The sequence below is a fragment of the Kitasatospora sp. NBC_00070 genome, assembly GCF_045041205.1.
Lineage (GTDB): Bacteria > Actinomycetota > Actinomycetes > Streptomycetales > Streptomycetaceae > Kitasatospora.
Map to the genome: position 1 here is coordinate 622,652 of NZ_CP108248.1, position 20,284 is coordinate 642,935.

The 20,284-nt window shown below is 68.1% G+C and carries 16 protein-coding genes and 1 pseudogene; 12 read left to right on the forward strand and 5 right to left on the reverse strand.

Annotated features, from left to right (window positions below):
- Nucleotides 1-446: 446 nt before the first annotated feature.
- From OHV05_RS37730 to OHV05_RS37760, 7 genes are all read left to right on the forward strand, one after another.
- Nucleotides 447-572, forward strand: a complete 126-nt coding sequence (locus OHV05_RS37730; RefSeq protein ID WP_405021715.1) for a hypothetical protein — start codon at nt 447-449, stop codon at nt 570-572.
- Nucleotides 573-788 (forward strand): hypothetical protein, encoded by a 216-nt coding sequence (locus OHV05_RS37735; protein WP_331730927.1) that lies wholly within the window; start codon nt 573-575, stop codon nt 786-788.
- 253 nt (nt 789-1,041) lie between these two features.
- A complete protein-coding gene (locus tag OHV05_RS37740) occupies nt 1,042-1,755 on the forward strand; it encodes a hypothetical protein (RefSeq protein ID WP_331730930.1) in 714 nt (237 codons plus the stop codon).
- A 258-nt stretch (nt 1,756-2,013) separates the two neighbouring features.
- A complete protein-coding gene (locus tag OHV05_RS37745) occupies nt 2,014-2,565 on the forward strand; it encodes a hypothetical protein (RefSeq protein WP_331730933.1) in 552 nt (183 codons plus the stop codon).
- A gap of 38 nt (nt 2,566-2,603) precedes the next feature.
- Complete coding sequence (locus OHV05_RS37750) at nt 2,604-2,912, forward strand: transposase (RefSeq protein WP_331730085.1); 309 nt, start codon at nt 2,604-2,606, stop codon at nt 2,910-2,912.
- Nucleotides 2,909-3,826: an IS3 family transposase gene (locus OHV05_RS37755; protein WP_331730083.1), complete on the forward strand. Its 918-nt coding sequence runs from the start codon at nt 2,909-2,911 to the stop codon at nt 3,824-3,826. Before OHV05_RS37750 ends, OHV05_RS37755 begins: the two co-directional genes overlap by 4 nt.
- A 256-nt stretch (nt 3,827-4,082) precedes the next feature.
- The gene (locus tag OHV05_RS37760; protein ID WP_331730936.1) at nt 4,083-5,018 is read left to right on the forward strand and encodes an aminoglycoside phosphotransferase family protein; all 936 of its coding nucleotides are present in this window, start codon (nt 4,083-4,085) and stop codon (nt 5,016-5,018) included.
- Between the two features lie 326 nt (nt 5,019-5,344).
- Here the strand turns inward: OHV05_RS37760 and OHV05_RS37765 are convergent, their stop codons facing one another.
- The gene (locus tag OHV05_RS37765; RefSeq protein WP_405021716.1) at nt 5,345-7,414 is read right to left on the reverse strand and encodes a hypothetical protein; all 2,070 of its coding nucleotides are present in this window, start codon (nt 7,412-7,414) and stop codon (nt 5,345-5,347) included.
- A gap of 336 nt (nt 7,415-7,750) precedes the next feature.
- On the opposite strand from OHV05_RS37765, the pseudogene OHV05_RS37770 reads away from it, so the two are divergent.
- Together OHV05_RS37770 and OHV05_RS37775 are read left to right on the forward strand one after the other, a co-directional pair.
- Nucleotides 7,751-8,314, forward strand: a pseudogene (locus tag OHV05_RS37770) (transposase); the annotation flags it as partial.
- Nucleotides 8,315-8,722: 408 nt separating this feature from the next.
- On the forward strand, nt 8,723-9,214 hold the full coding sequence (locus OHV05_RS37775; RefSeq protein ID WP_331730943.1) for a hypothetical protein: 492 nt from the start codon (nt 8,723-8,725) through the stop codon (nt 9,212-9,214).
- Nucleotides 9,215-9,912: 698 nt separating this feature from the next.
- Here OHV05_RS37775 and OHV05_RS37780 read toward each other — a convergent pair.
- From OHV05_RS37780 to OHV05_RS37790, 3 genes are all read right to left on the reverse strand, one after another.
- Nucleotides 9,913-10,962, reverse strand: coding sequence for a BMP family ABC transporter substrate-binding protein (locus OHV05_RS37780; RefSeq protein ID WP_331730946.1), 1,050 nt, complete (start codon nt 10,960-10,962; stop codon nt 9,913-9,915).
- A 489-nt stretch (nt 10,963-11,451) separates the two neighbouring features.
- Nucleotides 11,452-11,622 carry a transposase gene (locus OHV05_RS37785; RefSeq protein ID WP_405021752.1) on the reverse strand — a complete coding sequence of 57 codons (171 nt, stop codon included), beginning with the start codon at nt 11,620-11,622 and terminating at the stop codon, nt 11,452-11,454.
- Between the two features lie 172 nt (nt 11,623-11,794).
- Complete coding sequence (locus OHV05_RS37790) at nt 11,795-12,100, reverse strand: hypothetical protein (RefSeq protein ID WP_405021717.1); 306 nt, start codon at nt 12,098-12,100, stop codon at nt 11,795-11,797.
- Between the two features lie 1,459 nt (nt 12,101-13,559).
- Between OHV05_RS37790 and OHV05_RS37795 the strand changes: the two genes are divergently transcribed.
- Together OHV05_RS37795 and OHV05_RS37800 are read left to right on the forward strand one after the other, a co-directional pair.
- Nucleotides 13,560-14,711 (forward strand): ParA family protein, encoded by a 1,152-nt coding sequence (locus OHV05_RS37795; RefSeq protein WP_331730950.1) that lies wholly within the window; start codon nt 13,560-13,562, stop codon nt 14,709-14,711.
- Nucleotides 14,708-15,748, forward strand: coding sequence for a ParB/RepB/Spo0J family partition protein (locus OHV05_RS37800; protein WP_331730953.1), 1,041 nt, complete (start codon nt 14,708-14,710; stop codon nt 15,746-15,748). The genes OHV05_RS37795 and OHV05_RS37800 overlap by 4 nt, the downstream gene beginning before the upstream one ends.
- Before the next feature lie 1,156 nt (nt 15,749-16,904).
- Here the strand turns inward: OHV05_RS37800 and OHV05_RS37805 are convergent.
- A complete protein-coding gene (locus tag OHV05_RS37805; RefSeq protein WP_331730955.1) occupies nt 16,905-18,050 on the reverse strand; it encodes a DUF5925 domain-containing protein in 1,146 nt (381 codons plus the stop codon).
- A 1,379-nt stretch (nt 18,051-19,429) separates the two neighbouring features.
- On the opposite strand from OHV05_RS37805, the gene OHV05_RS37810 reads away from it, so the two are divergent.
- The gene (locus tag OHV05_RS37810) at nt 19,430-20,263 is read left to right on the forward strand and encodes an aminoglycoside phosphotransferase family protein (RefSeq protein WP_405021718.1); all 834 of its coding nucleotides are present in this window, start codon (nt 19,430-19,432) and stop codon (nt 20,261-20,263) included.
- Nucleotides 20,264-20,284: the final 21 nt, after the last annotated feature.

The following is a 20,284-nucleotide window of genomic DNA, read 5'->3' on the forward strand; positions in this document are numbered from 1 at the left end:
CCCCGCCGGACGGGCCGGCGCGGGCGCTGATCCCGGCGAAAACCATGGCCGATGTCATCCGCAGCTTCGACGGGGACCGGCCGCTGACCCTGCAACCGACGGTGACCCTTCGGCTGGTCCCACTGCGGCGCCGAGCTCGTCACCCGGCTACTCGGCGCCGAGTTCCCCAACATCGCGCACATGACCCCCGCGACCACCGGCGCGATCAGCGTCCCGGGCGCCGCGCTCGCCTACGCCATCCGCCGCGTCACCCTGGTCGCCACCAACCACCCCGATCCGGCTCGCCCTGCAGACGGCCGGACAGCAGCATCGTCTGCGAGGCCGCCTACCTCGTCGGCACCTTCGCCGTCATCGCCGGACACCGTGAGACCAGCGGCCACGTCTTCTGGCCTCCGTCGTCCAGCTGCTCACCGCCACCCCCGCCCAGCCCCCGCACCGCCCCGCTCGTGCTCGTGTTCCTGCCCTTCGCCCCCGGCACGCTGACCGTGCTCGTCGGTGGCTCCGGCAAGACCGCCCTGGCCACCCGCCTCTGGCCCACCAGTTGGCGCCTCTCCCTGGACGACTACCGCTAGATGGCCACCGACTCGGCCGCAGAGCAGTCCGCCCCCGTCGACGACCAGATCCAGACCCTGCTCCTGGACGCCCGCCTCTCCCGGAACCTGACCACGGTCATCAACTCCACCGCACTCCTCCACGTCCTGGTCGACCAGGAGCGCCTGATGCCCATCGTCGACCGCGTCACCACCGCCAGTCCGCTCTACCTTGGACCGGCGCACCTCGGCCGCTGACCGGAGGAGCAGCCCCATGCGCGCGCGATGGACCTCGACCCGACCGGCGAGCACCGCGGCGGCCTGCCGATCTACCCCTGGCGTGGGGCCCTGACGACCGGATGCGTCACGGAGAGAGATGGTGTGACTACTTAAAGTATTTGGTGTTGGCGAGGTGCCTTCGCAGCCCCGGCTCTCCGGACCACCGGCGGCAGGCGCCCCATCGAGCCAGCCGCCGATTCCGCTCCCGAGCCCTGGAAGGAACCACCACCACATGCCGCTGAACGCCGTCTCTCTGAACGACGACATCAAAACCAACCTCGGCGACCAGGTCCTCAATGAAGTCCTGCGCAACCTCTGGCCCCAGGACTGCCAGACCTGCGACACGCCGCTGGGCAAGCAGCCGCCCTCGCTGTGCGTCGACATCGACCCCGTGATTCCCATGGCGACCCTCCATCACGCCGCGTGCAGGACCTCCTGCTGGAACGACAGAGGCGTGCTGCACATGGCCTCCGGCCTGTCCTGGCGCTCACGCATGATGAACTGGCCGATCGAGATGGGCGATGAAGGCAGCGGCCCCGACATCTGGCCGACTCTCGTCATCAACCCGCACCTGGAAGGCGTCCGCCTCCGCCAGAGCGCCGCCGGGGCCTGGACGGTCGGCACCATGGACTACGGCCGGGAACTCGGACTCGCCACCCTCGGCCCCGACTTCGTCATCGACAGGCCGGTCCGAGCCACCGCCGGCTACACCCCGAAGAGCCTTCTCATCGGCTCAACCGTGACGGTGACCATCGGCCTGGCCCAGCAATGGAGCTGGAGCGGCGCAAACGAACCGCAGTTCATCGCACACATCAAGAAGCGCGGCGGCATCGTGCTCGGCTACACCACCGCGGTCCACCCCGAGCACATGACGAGCTACGAGGACTTCATCCAACCCGTCGTACGCCGCGAGATCGCCTTCGGGTTCCTCCCCCTCGCCGCATAGCCCATCGCCGACCCGGCGGGTCGACAAGGCGCTCATCGGATCCAGTTCACAACGAAGGAGCGCAGCCACCCAAGCTCCATTCGCTGGAGGTGCGGGCTTCGTCGTTTCCGGGCCAACGCTGTTGCGGGCTCGTTCGCCGTGGCGAGTTCGGAGTCGAGCAGCTCGATGAGTGCGCGCGAACAGCGGCCTGCCGGACGCTGATGACGGACGGGACGTCTCTGGTGAAGCCCTCAGTGTCCGGTCGGGCCAGCCACCGGGGTGACCTCCCTACGGCAGATCACCCCAGAACAGGTCGACAACGCGCTCAAGGACCTGCTCGGCGGCACACGGCGCGCGCTTGCCATCGCCCTGCGCAGCCTCTTCCGCGCCCTGAAGTACAAGTGGCTGATCTTCCAAGACCCGGCCCGTCACCTGTTCGTCGGCGACATCTTCAGCATCCCCCGGCCCATCTCCTCCGACCTGCTCGACCAGGCGCACACCCCGCTCGCCCGACTCGCGATCACCCTGGCCGCCGTCCCCGCCGGCGAGATCCGCGCCACTCGCACCACCGACCTCGCCCACGCAGTCCTCACCCTGCGCCGCGGCCTACGGCGCCACGTCCTCCACCTGGGAGAGCGGACCCTGCGCCTGACCTCCGATTGGCTCACCTACCGCCACCAGCGCTGGCCCACCTCCACCAACCCCCACCTTCTGGTCACCCAGAAGACCCCCATCGACCCCGACCACCCACCCATTGCCAGAGCCACCCTGCAACTGATCCTCCCCGCGGGGGGCGACCCTGAGGTTCCCCCGAGATGCGGAAGGCGCTGACAGCGGGTCAGATGGGACTCATGAGAGGACCGCTGACCATGGCTGCACCCCGGAAATACTCGTTGGAGTTGCGTGAGCGTGCGGTGCGGATGTATCGCACCGCCGAGCCGAAGCCCCAGATCAAGAAGCTGGCTGTCGACCTCGGCGTGCATCCCGAGGCTCTGCGCGGCTGGATCCGTCAGGCTGAAGCGGACGCCGGCGAACGCGACGACCGGCTGACCACCGACGAGCGTGCCGAACTCGCCGCCCTGCGCAAGGAGAACGTGCAGCTCAAGCGGGCCAACGACGTCCTGCGGACGGCCTCGGCGTTTTTCGCGGCGCAACTCGACCCGACCCGGCCCAGGTGACGGCGCTCGTTGACGAGCACCCCCGCCTGGGAGTCGAGTGCGTACTTCGGGAACTGCACATCCCCTCCACCACCTACTACCGGTGGCGCCGCGCCGAGAAGGAGCCGTGCGAACGGCGGCGCCGCGATGTCGAGCTGACCGGGAGGATCAAGGAGATTCACGCGGAGTCCGGCGGCAACTACGGCTCGCCACGCGTGCACGCCACCCTCAGACGCGAGGGCACCCAGGTGGGCCGCAAGCGGGTCGAGCGCCTGATGCGCGAAGCCGACATCGCCGGCATGAGCCCACGCCGCAAGGGCTTCACGCGCCGCGATCCGAAGGCCACCCTGGCCCCGGACCTGGTGAACCGGGACTTCACAGCCCAGGCGCCGAACCGGTTGTGGGTCACCGACCTGACGATGATCTCGACCAGCGAGGGCCCGCTGTGGCTCTCAGCGATCCGCGACGCCTTCTCCCGCCGCGTCGTCGCCTGGGAGACCTCAGCCCGCGCGGATGCCGACCTGGTCCTGACGACGCTGGAGTACGCACTCGCCAGTCGCGAGATCGAGCCGGGCAAGCTCATTCATCATGCCGATCACGGCTGCCAATACACATCCATCAAGCTGACAACCCGTCTACTACGGGCAGGAGTTGATGCTTCCATGGGCTCCATCGGGGACTCCTACGATAACGCCCTCGCGGAAAATCTGTGGATGCTGATCAAGACCGAGTGCGTGCGCGGGCGCGTCTTCGCCACACGTGCCGAGGCGAACCTCGCGCTCTTCGAGTACCTCGACGGCTTCTACAACAGCCGGCGCATCCAGAAACGACTCGGCTACCTCAGCCCCATCGAGTTCGAAGAGAAGCACTACGCCGACCAGGCGACGGCCGAACAAGCGAACCTGAACACCCGTCACCCCATCCTGACCAGCTGATCAGCGACACCCGCACAACGGGGGAACCTCACCCTCGACCACCTGCGCCGAGACCGCATCCTCAACGAAGCCACCACCACCGGTGACCCGCTCCACATCATGAGCCTGTTCGGCGTCACCGACGAGACCGCCATGCGCTACCTCACCACGGCCTTCCCCGAGCGCACCGCGAAGCTGCCCCGATGATCACCAGGTATCGGCCGCGGGGTGGAACGATGTCCGGTATGGACCTCGACCCGGCCGAAAGGCCAGCGCGGTGACCGCCGAGTTGTTTCCCTCCACCCTTCCCGTCGTCGCCACCATCGGTAGTACCGAGGAGGGGCGAGCCTGGCTGTCGCGGCTGCCTGCGATCGTGGCGGAGCTGCGCGGCCGGTGGAGCCTGCGGCTGGAAGCCCCGTTCCGCACCGGGAGCTGTTCCTGGGTGGCGCCCGCCCGCCTGCCGGGCGGGACACCTGTCGTGTTGAAAGTCAGCTGGCCCCACCGCGAGGCCGCCGGCGAGGCCGAGGCGCTGCGGCTGTGGGACGGCAACGGCGCCGTGCACGTCCTGAACCACGATCGCGAACACCAGGCGCTTCTGCTGGAGCGATGCGAGCCGGGCCACCCGCTCGGAGCCGTTCACCACCTCAGTGCCCGCCACCGGCTGGAGATCGGCGCCAGGATCCTGCGGGAGCTATGGCGGGCACCGGTTCCCGGGCAGAGCGGGCTGGAGCACCTGGGTGATGTCGCCGCCGAGTGGGCCGACCTCGCCCAGGAACGCGTGGAGCACCTGCGGCCCGGCTTCGACCCCGCCATCGTGGCACACGGCATCCGGCTGTTGCGCGCACTCCCCTCGACGGCCGGTCGTGAGGTCGTCGTGCACGGGGACTTCAACTCCGGCAACATCGTCGCCGCCACGCGCCGGCCGTGGCTGGCGATCGACGCCAAACCCATGATCGGCGACCCCGGGTACGACCCCTGGCCGCTACTGGAGGAAATCGACGACCCGTTCACGCACGCCGATCCCCACCAGGTACTGACCGAGCGGTTCGCGATCATGGCCGACGCCCTCGGCGAAAGCGCCGAGCGGCTACAGGCATGGGGCCTGGCCCGCCGGGTGGAGACCGCGCTGTACGTCCTCGCACACGGCGACCCACCCGGCGCCGCAGGTGTGATGCGCGAGGCCCGAGTCCTGGCCGACCTGCTCGGCCCCTGAGCGTCCGCCGTCAGGCCAGCTTCGCCACCCAAACCATGAGTCAGCGCGTCATCGGGTCGCCGAGTCGGCCAGGACTCGCTCCTGGAAGCCCCCGGGCGCGGAGTGTCCGGCCAGCATGGTCAGTGCTTTCCCACAACGCCCAGCCTCGGGTGCGGTCCCAGGTGTCGTCGTCAAGGTCCACCGCCTGCCGGAGGGCCTGCCAGACCTGCCCCCAATAGCCGGCTTCGTTCCACCGGACGCGCAGTGCCATCCCCCAGGACCGGCCCGTCCACATATGGGCCGACCCGGCCGGCAGGGCGTCAGCGCAGCAGGCCGCGGTCACGACGCTATACCGGCGGTGAAGCCGGGGGCAGTGCTGCTATGACCTCGGCCTCGACGTCCACCCTTACCCAGCCCTGGGCGGCCTCCGGGAGGCCGCCCAGGGCTGGCATGACAGACGGGTCCGCCGGCCGGATGAAGGAGGGGGCGAGGACCAGGAGGCGGCCGTCGGCAGCCACGAACAACGCGTGCCCCGAGGGGAAGGGGTCGTACCACTCCCCGGCCGTCGGCACCCCGTCCAGGGTAAGGCCCTCCGCTGTCCGTTTCGCCCGGTCTGAGCGGAGCACCGTCGCGGGGGCCGGAGCCTGCCAGGCGATCCCGCGGACAGACCGGCGGGGACCGGTGGCCTCGAAGTCCCCGATCAGTTCGATTCCACGGAGCCCTGCGGAGATCCGGTACGTCCTGGGCAGCGCGCCGTCGGCCGAGGTGAGGACGGCCGAGCCGATCACCCAGTCGCCGAGCGCACTGCGGGCGGGGTGCCGGGCCCGCAGTGCGCTCGGCGACTGGGTGATCGGCTCCTCGACGACCGGGATGTCCACCGGAGGCTCCGGTTCCCGGCCGGTGGGTACGGGATCGACCGTCACCTCCAGATCGTGGGTGCCGACCCGCACCGGCACCGACTGGACGGTGAGCCCCTCGAGTGCGGCGGCGAGGGCGCTCCCCGAGAAAGGGTTCGACGGTGTGGCTCCATACATGGTGCTGCCGACCTCGGAGGAGAGTTTCTGCAGGGCCCGCTGCAAGATCCGGCCCTTCTGCTTCGCGGGGTCCTTCAGAAGTTCCGTGATACGGAGGGACGAGAACGCCTTCCCGACCTCCTTCTGGATCACCTTCTTGGTGATCTTCACCAGCTCCTCGGCATCCAGTTTTTCAGCCGACTCCTCGACGTTCTTCCGGACCCTCGTGGAGATCGTTTCGAGCGCTGCGCTGAGCACCGCCCTGGCGGCTGCGGAGTCTCCGACGTAGGGCGTGTTCCTGAGGAGTTGGCCCAGCATGTCCATGGTTTCCTTGACCCAACCGGAGACCGCCTTCGCCAGGATCTTCGGATCCCTGTCGAGGGCGGCGATCAGCTGGCTGTCCGTCAGGTCACTGCTGCCCATCGCGGCCTGCCAGGCTGTGTGGGCCCGGCGTCCCGCGTTGAGGGAGAACTTCACCGTGGAGGCGTACCCGGCGGCGCCGGGGATCAGAGCGACCGAACCGGTGAATTCTTGGAGCCCGCTGATCCGTTCGTCCAGGCTCCGGATCCGTTCCACAGAGGGTGGCAGGGGCGCCGAGGGCGCGCGGCCCCCGGCCTCGATGTCGCCGGGCTGGCTTTTCCGCTTCCGCTCACTGGACTCCGCAGCCGCGACCTTCAGGTAGGACTTAGCCGCCGTCGCCTTCAGCACCGTGCGGGCCGCTTCCGAGAGCTGTTCCAGCTCCCGCTGGGCACCCACGACCTTCCCCTGTACGTCCCTGACGATACCGACGTAGGCACCGAGACCTTGGGCCAGGCCGCCACCCGAAAGCGCCGGGACAGCACTGTCGACGTAGGCCTGGAAGGTCATGAGGCTCTGGTGGAGGTAGTCCGAGAGCTCAGTCAGGTACCTCTCGACGGATCCCATCCGTGCCAGTACGGTCTCGAAGTCGGAGGGCAGGAGGTCCTTCAGGGGCGCCGAGGAGGAGATCTCCGACGCCTCCTCGGCCAGGCGCCTGGCCGACTCCCGGGCGGACTCGCACTCACCGTACGCCCGTCGCATGATGTCCCGGACCCGTGCCTCCTCCGCCTCGTCCTGGAAGGTCAGCTGACCCTCGAGCCAAGTCAGCAGCCCCTCCTCATCGGCCGCACGTGTGGCCGATGCGGCGTCGACATCGTCGAGGAGCTGGACGAAGGAGAACCAGTCGGCCCCCCAGGCTTGTTCCCAGCGGTCGGCGGTCCTCCGGTAGAGGGGGTGCGAGTCCTGGTCCGCCCAGTTGGCCGTCCCCAGACGCCGGGTGATGCGGTTGCAGACTGCCTCCCGGGCCGCGTTGCCGGCTCCTCCGACCTGATCCCGCAGGACCAGGAGCTCCCAGAGCCTGGTCGCTTGCACGTCGTTGAGGGGCATCATCGACTCCTTCGTGGGGACACACCGCAAAAGCCGCCGGTCCCAGTCGAGCATCCGGCGGTGCGCCGGTGCCGCCTCATCGAGTGTCAGTGCGGACAGTCCTGCCTGCCCTGCCTGCCTTCCCGGCGCGTCCTGGCAGAGATGCCGAACGCACTGGAACCGTAAGGAATCAACCCGTCGGCGTGTCTTCTTCGCATCGCCCTGCGGCGAGGAGTTCGACGGCAGATCGGTATCGGGTGATTGCTGGAGGCGGGAAGAGGTTGGCTTCCGCCAGGAGGGGTCAGATCTCGCGGGTAACGTTGCCGATCAGGGACCTGCTGACGTCACCCAGCGCGTCGGCAAGAACATCCAGCTCCCAAGTCCGCCCAGCCCTGGGTTGCCATCCTGCTGCGGACCGTCTTCGAGCAGCCCGCCGCGAAAGCCGTGCGCCAGCAGGTGGCCACCGTCATCGCCACCCTCGACGAACAATTCCCCAAGGCCTCAGAACACTTGGAGCGCGCCCGCGAGGACCTGCTGGCCTTCGTCCCGTTCCCCCGCGCCATCTGGAAAGTCCATCTGGTCGAACAACGCGCAGGAACGGCTGAGCAAGGAGATCCGGCACCGCACCGATGTCGTCGGATCGGCCGCACCTCGGCCATCCCACGGATCGGCGCCGTCCTGGCCGAGCAGAGCAACGAACGGGCCAAACAGCGCCGCTACATCGGCCCCGAGATCCTCGACCGCTGCCGCCCCACCCGATCGAGGGAGACCTCGAAGAGACCACCGCGACCGCACTCACCACACACCCGGAAACCGGATCACCGAGTGGCCGTCGATACACCACCCAGCGGACGTGACCCGACCAGGGCTGGAGATTCGCCGAAGGAGCAGTCGCGTTCACGGGCACATCCAGCGTCATGATCGCTCGCTACCGATACCGCGGAGCGCGCATCCCGACTCCGTGGACCATCGAACCGGCAGCCCTCATTGGCTGACCCCCGGGCAAGACACGTGGAGAGCCGGATGCGGTGAGAGTCGCGTGTCCGGTTCGGGCTGGCGGCTCAGGGAGACGGAGCAGTGGTGACGCTGCCACCGCGCCCTGAGCCGACTGCACAAGGTCACAGGTGACCACCGGCGTCCCCGAGTCGGGGGGACACGGCAGCCAATGCCCGTCTCACTGTGGGCTGACCTCCAACCAATGTGAGCCGTGCTCAGTCGCTGAACCACGAAGCGGGCTTCGGGCGGTGCGCCGAAACGCGTTGCGGTGCCCACATCGTTCTTTCAGTGTTTATCACCGTCTGATGTAACGCTGGCTCTATGCTCTCAAGCGTGGAAATCACCATTACGGTCAGCGAGCCCAGTCCAGTCTTCCAGCGCCAGCTTCTCGAGCTGCTGGCCGAGCACCGCGCCGCCATCGTTACCGATGTTCCCGACAGCCGGTGGACTGTGGCGCGGGCCGGGCTGTACTTCGAGCGGCTGCCGCCCCGGGCGAAAGAGATCCTCCATGACCTCGCGACCGTCCACGGCGGTGCGACTCACCCGGATGAGCTCCGCCGGGCCGGCAAGAACCTGCGCGGCTCTACCAGTGCTTTCCGCCGCATCCTCAACGAAGGCGCGAAGCAGGGCCTGTGGCCAGATGGTCTCTTGGTACCAGTCCAGTCCCTCACCAAGGGAGGCAAGCTGATCCAGCTTTACATGCCCGGCTGGAACGATCCCGATGACGACACCCTCCAGCCGTTCTCCGGCTACTTCGAAGCCGAAACCCAACGACGCAAGGGCGCCAAGGCCCGTCCCAAGGGGCAACCCGGCCAAGGTAGCTGACACACCACCACCGGTGCCGTCCGACTCATTGGCGGGTTGGCTCTGAGATTGATCACCGCGCTGACGAACCATCCGCACCTCCGGCTTGGCTGGACGTGCTGCCCTCGTGGTGTGCTCGCCCTCCGCAAGGTGTGCAGCGCCCTCGTACGCTGCTGCCCGTCCACCGGTTCGCGGCCACCGGTTGGACGACCTGCTGGAGCTGGCCGCAGATCTGCTCCAAGAGTGGATCCGAAGGCGTTCGAGGTACGACCCACCGTCGTCAGTGCGCAGATGTTCCTGGCAGGCCATCCACGCAGGAGGCGCCGCAGCACTGGTGGACCGGCCCCAGCGACTTCGCCGCGACCCCAGCTGGCAAACGTGTGTTCTTCGAGTGCAACCCGGCCCGGACAGCGGCAGTTCATCGCCGCCGCCCATCTACCGACTGCCGAAGCCCACGTCTTGCTGCTGCAAGGCGCTGTCGCATGACTACTGCCGTCAGCGCCAAGGACGCCAGCATCCTGCGCAATGCACGTGCTGCCCAGCTCGCCGCCGTCGGCTCCTGCCGGAAGTGGACGTAAGCAGTGCGCGCATATCGCATCATCTGTTCGTGCCGTAGTTCTACGCGCCGGACGCAGCCGGTAACTGGCCCGTCGTCCGCGTTCGTTCCGCCGTCACGGTGACGGCGGAACGAACGGTTCTTGGCGTGGGCCGGACTGGGTTCAGGGGGTGGGCTGGTTGGGGGAGGTGATCGGGATGCTGCCGTTGATGATTCCCTGTCGGATCACGTCGAGCTCGCTCTGCAGGGTCGACGGGACGCTGGAGGCATAGTCGTGGAAGGGAGCCATTCCGGTGCCGTTGTTGGCGAGGTCACCGATGTAGGAAGCGGTGTTGTGGTGGCCGCCGGCTGCGGCGGCCACCACAGTGCCGACCGCGCTGGCGATGTTCCGGACCACCGAGGTCATGATCACCGAGCTGTAGTCGGGATTGGAGTGGTAGCCGTCGTTCTCGACCCAGATCGCCGAGAGAGTGCCGCCACTCTCCTTGGCCCGCATCAACGCCCCGAGCCCGGTCGTGCCAGCCACCGGTAGGACGATGTCGGCTCCCTGCGCCTGGAAGGCAGCCGTCAGCTGCCTGCCCGCAGCCGGGTCGGTGAAGGACTGCGGAGACGGGAAGGTCCCCGACTGAGTGGGCTCGTGCCAGCCGAGCACCTGCACGTCGGCCTGGTGTTCCTTGTTGTAGTACTGCACGCCTTCCCAGTAGCCGTCCATGAAGATCCGCACGCCTGGGATGTCGACGCCGCCGAACGTCGCCACCTTGCCCGTGCGGGTCATCGAGGCGGCGACATAGCCTGCCAGGAACGCGGACTGCGCCGCATTGAACTGGATGCCCTTGACCACCGGTGCGACGGACTTCCCGTCCACGATGGCGTAGTGCTGGGAGGGATGGGTGCGGGCGGACTGCTGGGTCGCCTCGGACATGGCGACCCCGACGGTCACGATCAACCCGCACCCCTGGGAGACGAAGGCGTCGATCAGGGGCGCGTAGTCGGCGGCTGCACCGGCCGTTTGCTCTCGCACCTCGATCGACGGGTCGACCCGGGCGGCCTGCTGCACGCCCGCGTAGGCCTCGGCGTTGAAGGACTTGTCGTCCAGCCCTCCGGTGTCGGCCACCATGCAGGCTGTGAATCGGCCACCTCGAACCTCGTCACCGCAGGCCCCCGTGAGCAGGACGGCCGCCACGAACACCGAGATCGCTGCCGGGCGGCGCATCAGCCCTCCCGGAGCGGGGCTATGGGTTTCGTCTGCATGCCGCCACGGTAGGGTCGCCCCTTACCGCTGGGACGACCGACCGAGCACGGCCAGGGACCGCAGTCACTGCCCGAACAAGCGACGCGGCGACAGAACAACGAGCGGCGGGAAAGGCCCGGTCGCGCGGCCTGCCCTGTAGTCACAACTGCGGTGCCAACCTGTCTGTCGATCCTGCGGGTCAGCAGCGTGATCGCGGCCCGGTGAGGTTGGCCTCGGAATGTGCCGGCAGTCGTTCGTAATCCTCACGGTGCGGTGGGCCTGGGGCGGCCAGGACAACGTGCGCTCAACCACGCACCTGCGGGCAGGATGCGGGAGCCGGCTTGGCCGGGCCGGCGTTTGACGGTCTTCGCGGTGAGCCGGAGTGGAGGCGCGCGCCCAGTCGATGAGGGTACCGGTGCAGGCGCCGTCACCCCAGGCGAGGGTGAGCTGGAGGTGCACGGCGCGCAGGCGTCAGAGCAGGGTGCGGGCTGCGTCGCGGGCGATGACGTCGGCGGGGGTGAGCAGCACCATGACGGGCACGCCGCAGGTGTCGACCGCGACCTGCCGCTTCCGTCCGCTGATCTTTTTCTCCGGGTCGTAGCCGCGGATGCCGTGGAGGCGGTCTCGGCGGCTCTGACGGATTGGGAGTTAATGGTCACCGTGACTTCATGGCGTGCCGCACCATCATCGCGACGCCCCGGTCCGGTGAGCTGAACGATGTGCCCGCAAGCCGGACCAGCATCGCCCTGGACGTGGTGGAGCGCCGCGCAGGTTCACGGCTGCCCGGGAGGCGGCACTCCCCCATCAGGACTGGTCAGAAACCTTCGAGGTGGGCCTGGTGCACGGTTCGGGCAGCCTCCTGAGGAGTAGCGTGCAGTGCCGCCTCCTGGGTGGCCGCGTCCCCGAGGAAGTAGCCCTCGTACACGGCGACCCAGTCCTGGAGACCGCCAAGGCCGCGCTCGACCCAGCCGACCTGCTGTCCGGCACCGAGCACCAGGAGGACGTTCGGCTGGACTGTCCAGCCGGCCAGTGCCCAGCGGTCGCCGAACACGGTTTGCGCGAGGGGGATGTGGATGTCCATGCTCTCGGGCAGGCCGCGTCGGCGCGGTTCGCGCGGCACGGTCATCATCGTGTGGGGTAGGGCCGGAGTCGGGGGCACGGCTGCTCGGGTCGTCTGATCGGCCAGGTGCCGATCGACCAGACCGCGCAGATCTGGGCTTCGGGAGACAGGGACGTCTCTCTGAGGCGAGGGGGGTACGGCCTCGGAAGGTTCTGCGGCAAGCCGCATTTCTCCCCGGGGGAAAATATGCCCGACCTGGCTGTCTTTGGTGCTGGAGGTATCCGAGCCATTGGTTTCTCCCCGGGGAGAAACCAATGGGGCTCTGGCGGCCGGATCTGGAACCCTGACTGCGGGCCGGGGCGGGAGAGGCGAGGCAGGCGCTGCGGGAGAACTCCCCCGTCCAAATCCGGCTCGCCCTTGGTCAGCCTCGGGGAACTCCGGACCAGTCTGCTGTGGCCCCCCGGCCTGAACCGAGTGCTCGGCTAGCAGCTGTTCAGCAAGATCACGGTGACGCATGAACAGAACACTGGCGGCTTCCAGAGCCTCAGTCACAGCCCGGTGAGCAAGGGCTTGGTCACCATCCCGGGCCGCACGGCCGAGCTGGCGCAGCATTGTCGCGTCACGCCTGCCCAGCTCCGGCCCGAGGCCGAGCAGTTCGGTCGCCGGTCCCTCGACCGGGAAGCCGGCTGGGAGCGGGGATTTGCCTCCGGGGGATTTGGCTGCGGCGGCGAGGGCCTTGCCCAGCTTCTCTTTCTCCCGGGCGCGCTCCGCTTTCGACGAGCACTTCTTCGAGCAGTGCTTGCGAGGTCGGCCCCTGCCGCTCCAGGTCAGCTCCGCTCCGCATACGGCGCAGGACGCGCCGCCCGACAGCGGCGGTTCAGGTATCGCTTTTGCCCCCGGGGAGAAAGTCACAGCCCGGATACTAGCCCACCTGCCTCGGAGGCAGTCCGGTGCGAAATCTGGGCGGATCTTCCGAGAGGCCGCAGGCCCGCCCCGCTCACGTCGACGTGCCCGGAGTTCCTGCATCGCCGTCGGTCAGAGCAACTGGGCATCGCGCTGGTCGCTCTGACCGGAGGTCACGTCGGCCCCCACTGATGTCCTGGCAGTCGCGGCAGCGGCTCCTGAGTACCAAGGATGGGGAAATCGCTTTCTGCTCCTGCTACCGGTCGTGGTCAAGGCGCACGGGTCGGGCCGGCTGGCCGCTCGCCGCTGTGGCCTGGCTGATCGGTCCTGTTGCCTAGGCGGGGCAGCCCTTCGGGCGTTCAGCGCCACCTGATGCGCTGGCTTCGGCTCTCGGCAGGTGGCTGGCGACGCTGTCTCGCAGTCCCTGGCGGAGTTGCCAGCCGGACAGCTGTGGGACAGTGCTTGAGGAACGTGGTGGATCGATATGACTGAAACCGGTGGATAGGCAGGAAGCCTGACGGGCCCTTGGGGGTGGAAACGGCGTTTCCACCCCCAAGCGACACGCTGGTTGTATCTGATGCTCGGTCACACGACGCGGCGTCAGTATGCTGTCGCCATGTCATCCTCCAATTCGGGAGCTGACCGGGAGAAGCTAACGTCTAAGCTGCCCGCGTCCCTCCGCCACGAACTCAAGGTCCGAGCGGCCCAACTCGGCGTCGACCTGCAGGACGCCGTCACCGACGGCATCGTCAGCTGGCAGACCTACAGCACACCGCTGGCCACCATCGATACTTCCGGCGCAGACAGCTTCGGAACATGGCTACCCGAAGGCCTCTACGACACCTTCAAGGTCGACTGCGCCGACCGCGGTGTCTCCTACATCCAAGGTCTCGCCCAGGCCGTACGGCTCTGGCTCGACCAGCACGCTGACGCCCAGACCGCCAAGACCGTCCAGGTCGTCCGCCGGATCATCGTGGCGAACCAGAAGGGCGGCGTCGGAAAGACCGCCCTCTCTGCCGGTATCGCCCAGGCGTTCGCCGAGACCGGCCAGCGGGTCCTGCTCATCGATTACGACCCTCAGGGCCACCTGAGCCACCAGCTGGCCATACCGGCCATCGACGCGGGCGAGGAAAGCCTCGTCACCCACATGCTCGACCGGGACAAGGCCAGCAAGAGCATCGGGCAGCTGGCCGTCCCGATCGAAGGTGACCGGTTCGGCGGCCGGCTCCATGTCCTGCCCGCAGCCTTCGACGCCTTCCTCCTCGACGCCGGCCTCGCCATGTTCCGCGGCCCCCGGCACTCAGTCCTCGAACGCGCCCTCGCACCCGCAGAGGCGGACTACGACGTCATCGTCATCGACTCGCCACCCAGCCTCGGCCTGGCCATGGACGCAGCCCTCTACTACGGGCGCCAGCGTGGCGACGAGCCCGAAGGCCGCTCCGGCGTCGTGATCCCCGTCGAAGCCGAGGACAGCTCCGCCAAGGCCTACGGCATGCTCGTCAAGCAGATCAACGCCCTCAGCGCCGACTACGACCTGACGCTGCACCAACTGGGCCTGGTGGTGAACAAGTACGACTCCCGCCGAGGCTTCATCGCCACCTCCTCCCTCGAGAAGTGGGAAGGGCTCGGCACCCCACGCGTCATCGCGGTCAACAAAGACCTGCGTGAGCAGCGCGAGGCCGTCCGCGTCACCCTGCCCCTCCTGGAGTACGCCCCCGAGAGCGAGCAAGCCCACACCATGCGCAAGATCGTCAAGGAGCTCAAGTGAGCAGCCGCAACAAGGCCACCCTCCTCGGCGGATCCTCCACCTTCGACGCCGTCTCCCCCACACCGGTGAGCGACCGCAGTCGCGCATTCGCCGCCCTTGAGGGGAAGCCCCTGCCCGAGGCAAAGCCCGAGCCGGCGCCATCCACCGGCCGCGTCCGCACCGACCAGCTTGCCCACAACCCGTTCAACCCCCGCGAAGCACTCACCGAGATCAAGGAGATGGCCGACAGCCTCGAGGCCCGGGGCATCATCCAGTCCCTGACCGTCGTGACCCGCGCCGCCTTCCTCGCCACCCACCCCGGACAGGAAGACTCCCTCGGCGGTGCCGACTTCGTCGTCGTCGACGGAAACCGGCGCCTCGCCGGCGCCCGCCTCGCCGGCCTCGAAGACCTGCCCGTCCACATCGACGACAACCTCGCCGACAGCGCCGACGACATGTTGGAAGCCGCCCTCGTAGCCGCCGTCCAGCACGTCGCGATCGAACCGCTCGACCAGGCCAAAGCCATCGAACGCCTCGTCACAGTGCACGGATCTCAACGCCAGGTGGCCAAGCGGCTCGGCAAATCCCACGTCTGGGTCTCCCAGCGCCTGGCGCTCCTCAACCTCACCCCTGAGCTTCAGGACGCGGTCGAGAGCAAGAGCATCCCGGTCGAGGTCGCCCGCACCGCCGGCCGTCTCCCCCAGGCCGCGCAGGCGCAAGCCGTCGAAGCAGCGCTGAAGCAGCGCGAAACACCCAAGCGAGCCCGCCAGCCCGAGCTGGGGGGTGGAAACGCCGTTTCCACCCCCCAGCAAAGCCCCGTCGCCATCGCCACCCCGGCATCAGGTGGAAACGCCGTTTCCACCCCACCAGACGAACCGACCGAAGCACCTGGAGTCGATGTCCCCCAACAGCGCCCGGACAACAGCCACCCGGCCGAGAATCCTCGCGCCCGCATTCTCCAGCTCGGCGTCGCACCGACTGACTGGGCAGCGACACTGCGCGCAGGCTGCACGCCGCACGAACTTGACGCTCTGCTCGAGGAACTGACGGCGCCATAGCCTCCTCAGCCACCCGCACCATGAGGCCCTCGGACAAGCTCCACCGTCCGAGGGCCTCATGCTGCCCTGGTTAGTGAGGCTTCAGTAGCCCCGGAGAAGCACCCACCGATCCTCCAGTCCAGCCCTCACCAGCTTCACCCCCGCTCCGGGAACAGGTGGAAACGCCGTTTCCACCCATCGGGCACCGCACCTGGAAAATGAGCCGCGGCCAACGCCCTCCACACCCCCTCGAAGCCGCCGAGATTTTCAGCAGTACGGGAGCACCGGTCAAGGCAGCCGATAGGTCTACGTAGCCTGGCGGGGCCAGCGGGGGAGGACGATGGCGCTGCGGCGACCGAAGAGCTGCAGACCGACGCCAAGCAACGCACCGAGATCCAGGCCAGGCTCGAACCCGAGTAGAGCCCCGAACGCAGACCGCCGGCCACCCGCGCACCCTGTGCTGGACCAGCCGGAGCGGCACCTGCGCCACAGCGCCATCCATCGCGCACGTGACCAGCGTGCCAAGGACACACCTGAACCAAACCCTGGCGTAGGAGCTGCGGACCGGACCAGCCCTGCGCAGCGACGCCGCAGCAGCAGCCCCGGACACCAGCCGTTCTCATCCACGACCGCCTCGAGTAGTCGAAATGCGCGAACGCTGTCGGCGGCTGGGGGAGGAGAGGTCGTTGTCAGCCGCGGAAACAAGTCCCCGGTGGCCCACTCTGCCGGACCGCCGCTCCGACAGCAGGGACCAGCACTGCTGCGCCAGCCATCCGAATTCGCCGTGCCGGCCCACACCGCCTCGGGCCGGGCCCAATTCACGGGCGACGGGCCTGTTGCCCCTGCCCCTGCCCCTGCCCCTGCCCCTGCCCCAGCCCCTGCCCCTGCCCCTGCCCCAGCCCCAGCCCCAGCCCCAGCCCCAGCCCCAGCCCCAGCCCCAGAAGAGCGTCGACGGCCACGCACTGTTCCCAGCGGATCCGAGAGGCCGCCGGAGCGGTGCGGACCGGCAGACGGGGCTGCCGTGATCTTCATCGTGTCCAGGTCGACCGGGTGCACGCTCGTTCCTCGTCCGGTGGTTCGCGCAGCAACCTCCGTCGCGAACGGCAGTCTTCAGCCAAAGCGTCAGTCAGAGGCCGCCAGCTCCCGCGCGGTGCCACCGCCAGCTACATCCTCACAGTCAGAGGTACGCGCCCGAGAAATCCTCTTGCGTGGCTGAGAGGAGTGCCGTCGACCCAGCCCTACGGGCGTACAGCTGTGCCAGAGCGGCAGGGCCTGCGATATCGGCGGCCACACGGCTGTCCCATCGACGAATCTCCTCCAGGCTCAGCGGTCCCACCTCGATCCGGGCCAGGCATCGGCCGGGTCGGACAATGGCCGGGTGCAGGCGGTGCACATCCTCGTTCGTGGTGATGACCAACAGTGTCTGGCCTCCTTGCCCGAGGATTCCGTCGCTGAGGTTGAGCAGCCGGGCCAGACTCTGGCCCGCGGTGCGTTTGGCGTCGCTCCGCAGGAGTTCGTCACAGTCCTCCAGGATGAGCGCGCTCCAGGCAGGGACTCTCGGGTTGACGGGCATCGCCGCGTTCATAAGGTATTGGGATGAGGCGAAGAGCTTCTCTGGGTCCAGGATGTACTCAAAGCCGCACCAGCTCTGCCAGGAGCGAGCCAGGGAGCGCAGTGCTGTGGTCTTGCCGGTGCCGGGGGGACCGTGCATCAGCACGATGGATCCGGTGAGTGTTCGGGGGGTGAGGGCGGAAAGTTGGTCGAGCCGTCCGGCGGCGGCACTTGTGTAGTTGCCGCGAATCTCCTCCCAGCGCGGCACGCAGGTGTCTCGAGGACTGCGTGTGGGTGTGCCTCGTTCGGACAAATGCCAGAACCCGATCGGCACGGTGCTCTGATCGTCGGAGGGACGTGGGCCGTAGGGGACGGTGAGCTCCGTCAGGACGGTTTCGGCAAGCACGGTGCACTCAGCCGTCACGACTACCTCCGCCTGAGCTGAGGTAAAGGCAGATGCCTTGAGATTGCGGGTGAATGTCGCCGTCCATCCCTTACCAGCGAGCAGGCAGATATCGACGGCCTCCGAGGTGTGCCGACGCACGACACGTGGATCATTCAGGCTGGGCGCACCACGCTCGCCATCGCGCAGGCGCTGTATCTCCGCACTGCGAGAACAGGGTTGCGTCCCGTCCAGGAAAGACGTGAGCGCCAGAGACTGGATCACGCGCACGGCATTGTCCGATCCGTACAGCGTCTGGCGGGGCAGAACCGGGTCGAAGGCCTGGTCCGGCGGCGACCACGATGCGGACACGGGCACTACAGAAGTCATGGTGCTCCGTTCTACAGCTGCCAAGGAGACAGGCGGGGCTGCCACCGAGGCGCCATTGCCTCAGGTCTGGGTGCGAGCTCGCGCCCGATGAGATCGGCGGCGTTCAACGCCTACAGAGAGCCCACGTCGAGAGAGACGTACGTCTGAGACCGGCCCCATCCCCAACCACAACGACACCTAGATCGTCTTTGCCTGTGGCCGCAAGACGCGCACGGCCTCGGCCCTGGCGTCCTCTTCCACTCGCGGGCCGACGACAGGCCACTGCGGAAGGACCGTGCGACATGTGTCGGTTCCTGTTCTGTTCGGCCAGTCATCGCCTGACTCCCGTGCGGCGGATCGATCCGTCACACGCCCCGCCGCGGTGCGGACGCAACGGAAGGGGATACCCATCTTCTGTGCAAGCATCCGCTGTACCAAGCCCCCTGGGGCAGCCACTCGGGAAGTGCGGTGAACCGGTCACCCCTTGCAAAAGGCCCCGACCCCAAGCAAGTCCGACGGTTCACACTTGGCGGTTCACCGATGGGCGAAGACCACTACCTCTTCCGTACTGCCCGCCCCGATGAGTGCCGGTAGGACACACGGGACAAATCATGATCATCTTCTCGGCAACGCCTTCCTCTCGGTGCCTGCCGTTAAAGTGGCGGCGCAAACTGATCCGACGACCGAACCGGAAAGGCAGGCGCGTGACGGCTACAGTCCGCTCCATCACGCCTGCTGCCCGGCATTCGCAAACCTGGGTCCCGCCCGCATTCGACTACAGCGACCTGCGGACGTTCCCGACCGGACTGGACCTGACCCGCCGGGTGGTGGCCGGCACTCGGCCCGTAAGGGGACACGCTCCACTGGTGTCCTGGCCAACCTCCGCGCCCTGCTCGTCACCCAGCACAGCGACGTCCTCTCGATACACCTGATCGACGTCCCAGCCGCCGCGGCGCTGCACACCTACCAGGCGGAGGGCTCGTTGGCCGCCAAGATCATCAACGCCTTCTGCCCCGCAACCAGGGGCCCCGGTCCCTGGAGGGAACCCACCGCGGAGCCCGCTGCCAACGCACCGCGCGGACCTGTCCTGGATGCTGCCCTCGGCGCCGTATATCTCAGCGGTAGTCCACTGGCCGCCACTGGCCTGCTCGCCGAGCACAAGGGACACCCTGGACTGGACCACCTCCAAGAGCACCCAGCCGCAGCCACCCAGAACGCCATCGGCATCCGACCCAAGCCGGCCGATACAGACGCGACCAACGGAGCCCCCCACCTATGCGCAAACCGCACTGCGCGCGCCCGCGCCCGGCGACTTCGGTCGCCGCTCCGGGAGTCTGCTGGGACAGGAGCAAGCCCAGTGACGGCCGAACTGTTTCCCTCCGCCCCGGCTACCCTCCGCCGTGGCAGCCCTGCGGTCACGGTGGTCCCTTCGGCTGGAAGCGCCGTTTCACGGCGGCAGCTGCTCATGGGTGGCACCTGCCACTCTGCCGGACGGATCCCCAGCGGTACTGAAGGTCAGCTGGCCGCACCGCGAAGCGGCCAGCGAGGCGGAAGCACTGTGCCTGTGGGCCGGAAACGGATCTGTGCGACTGCTGCAGGAGGACCCGGAGCATCACGCACTACTGCTGGAGCGCTGCATCCCCGGGCATCCGCTGCGATCCGCGTTCGACCTCTCCACTGAGGGGAGACTGCTGGCGGGCGCGGAAATCCTGCGCGAGCTGTGGCAGGCTCCGCTCCCCGAGCACACCGGGTTCGAGCGCATGGCCAACGTCACCGCTGAGTGGGCCGATCTAGCCGAGGAGCGTATGGAACGGCTGCGGCCCGGTTTCGATCCCGGCCTGGTCGCCCACGGCATCCGTCTGCTGCGCGAGCTGCCAGCCACCGCCTCACGTCAGGTCGTGGTGCGCGGTGATTTCAACCCGGGCAATGTGATCGCAGCCTCCAGGCGGCCGTGGCTGGCCATCGACGCCAAGCCGATGATCGGTGATCCCGCCTATGACCCGTGGCCGTTGGTGAAGCAGATCGACGGCCCATTGGCGTGCGCTGACCCCCACAGCGAGCTCGCCGAACGCCTCGCACTGATCGCCGACGCGCTCGCGGAGGACGCCGGCCGGCTCCAGGCCTGGGGTATCGCACGGCGCGTGGAGTCGGCCCTGTGCTTGGCTGCGGACGGAGACGCACAAGCCTCGCACCACGCCATGCGTGAAGCGCGGATACTGGCCGACCTCGTGTGACGGCCCCACCGCCCGACGTGT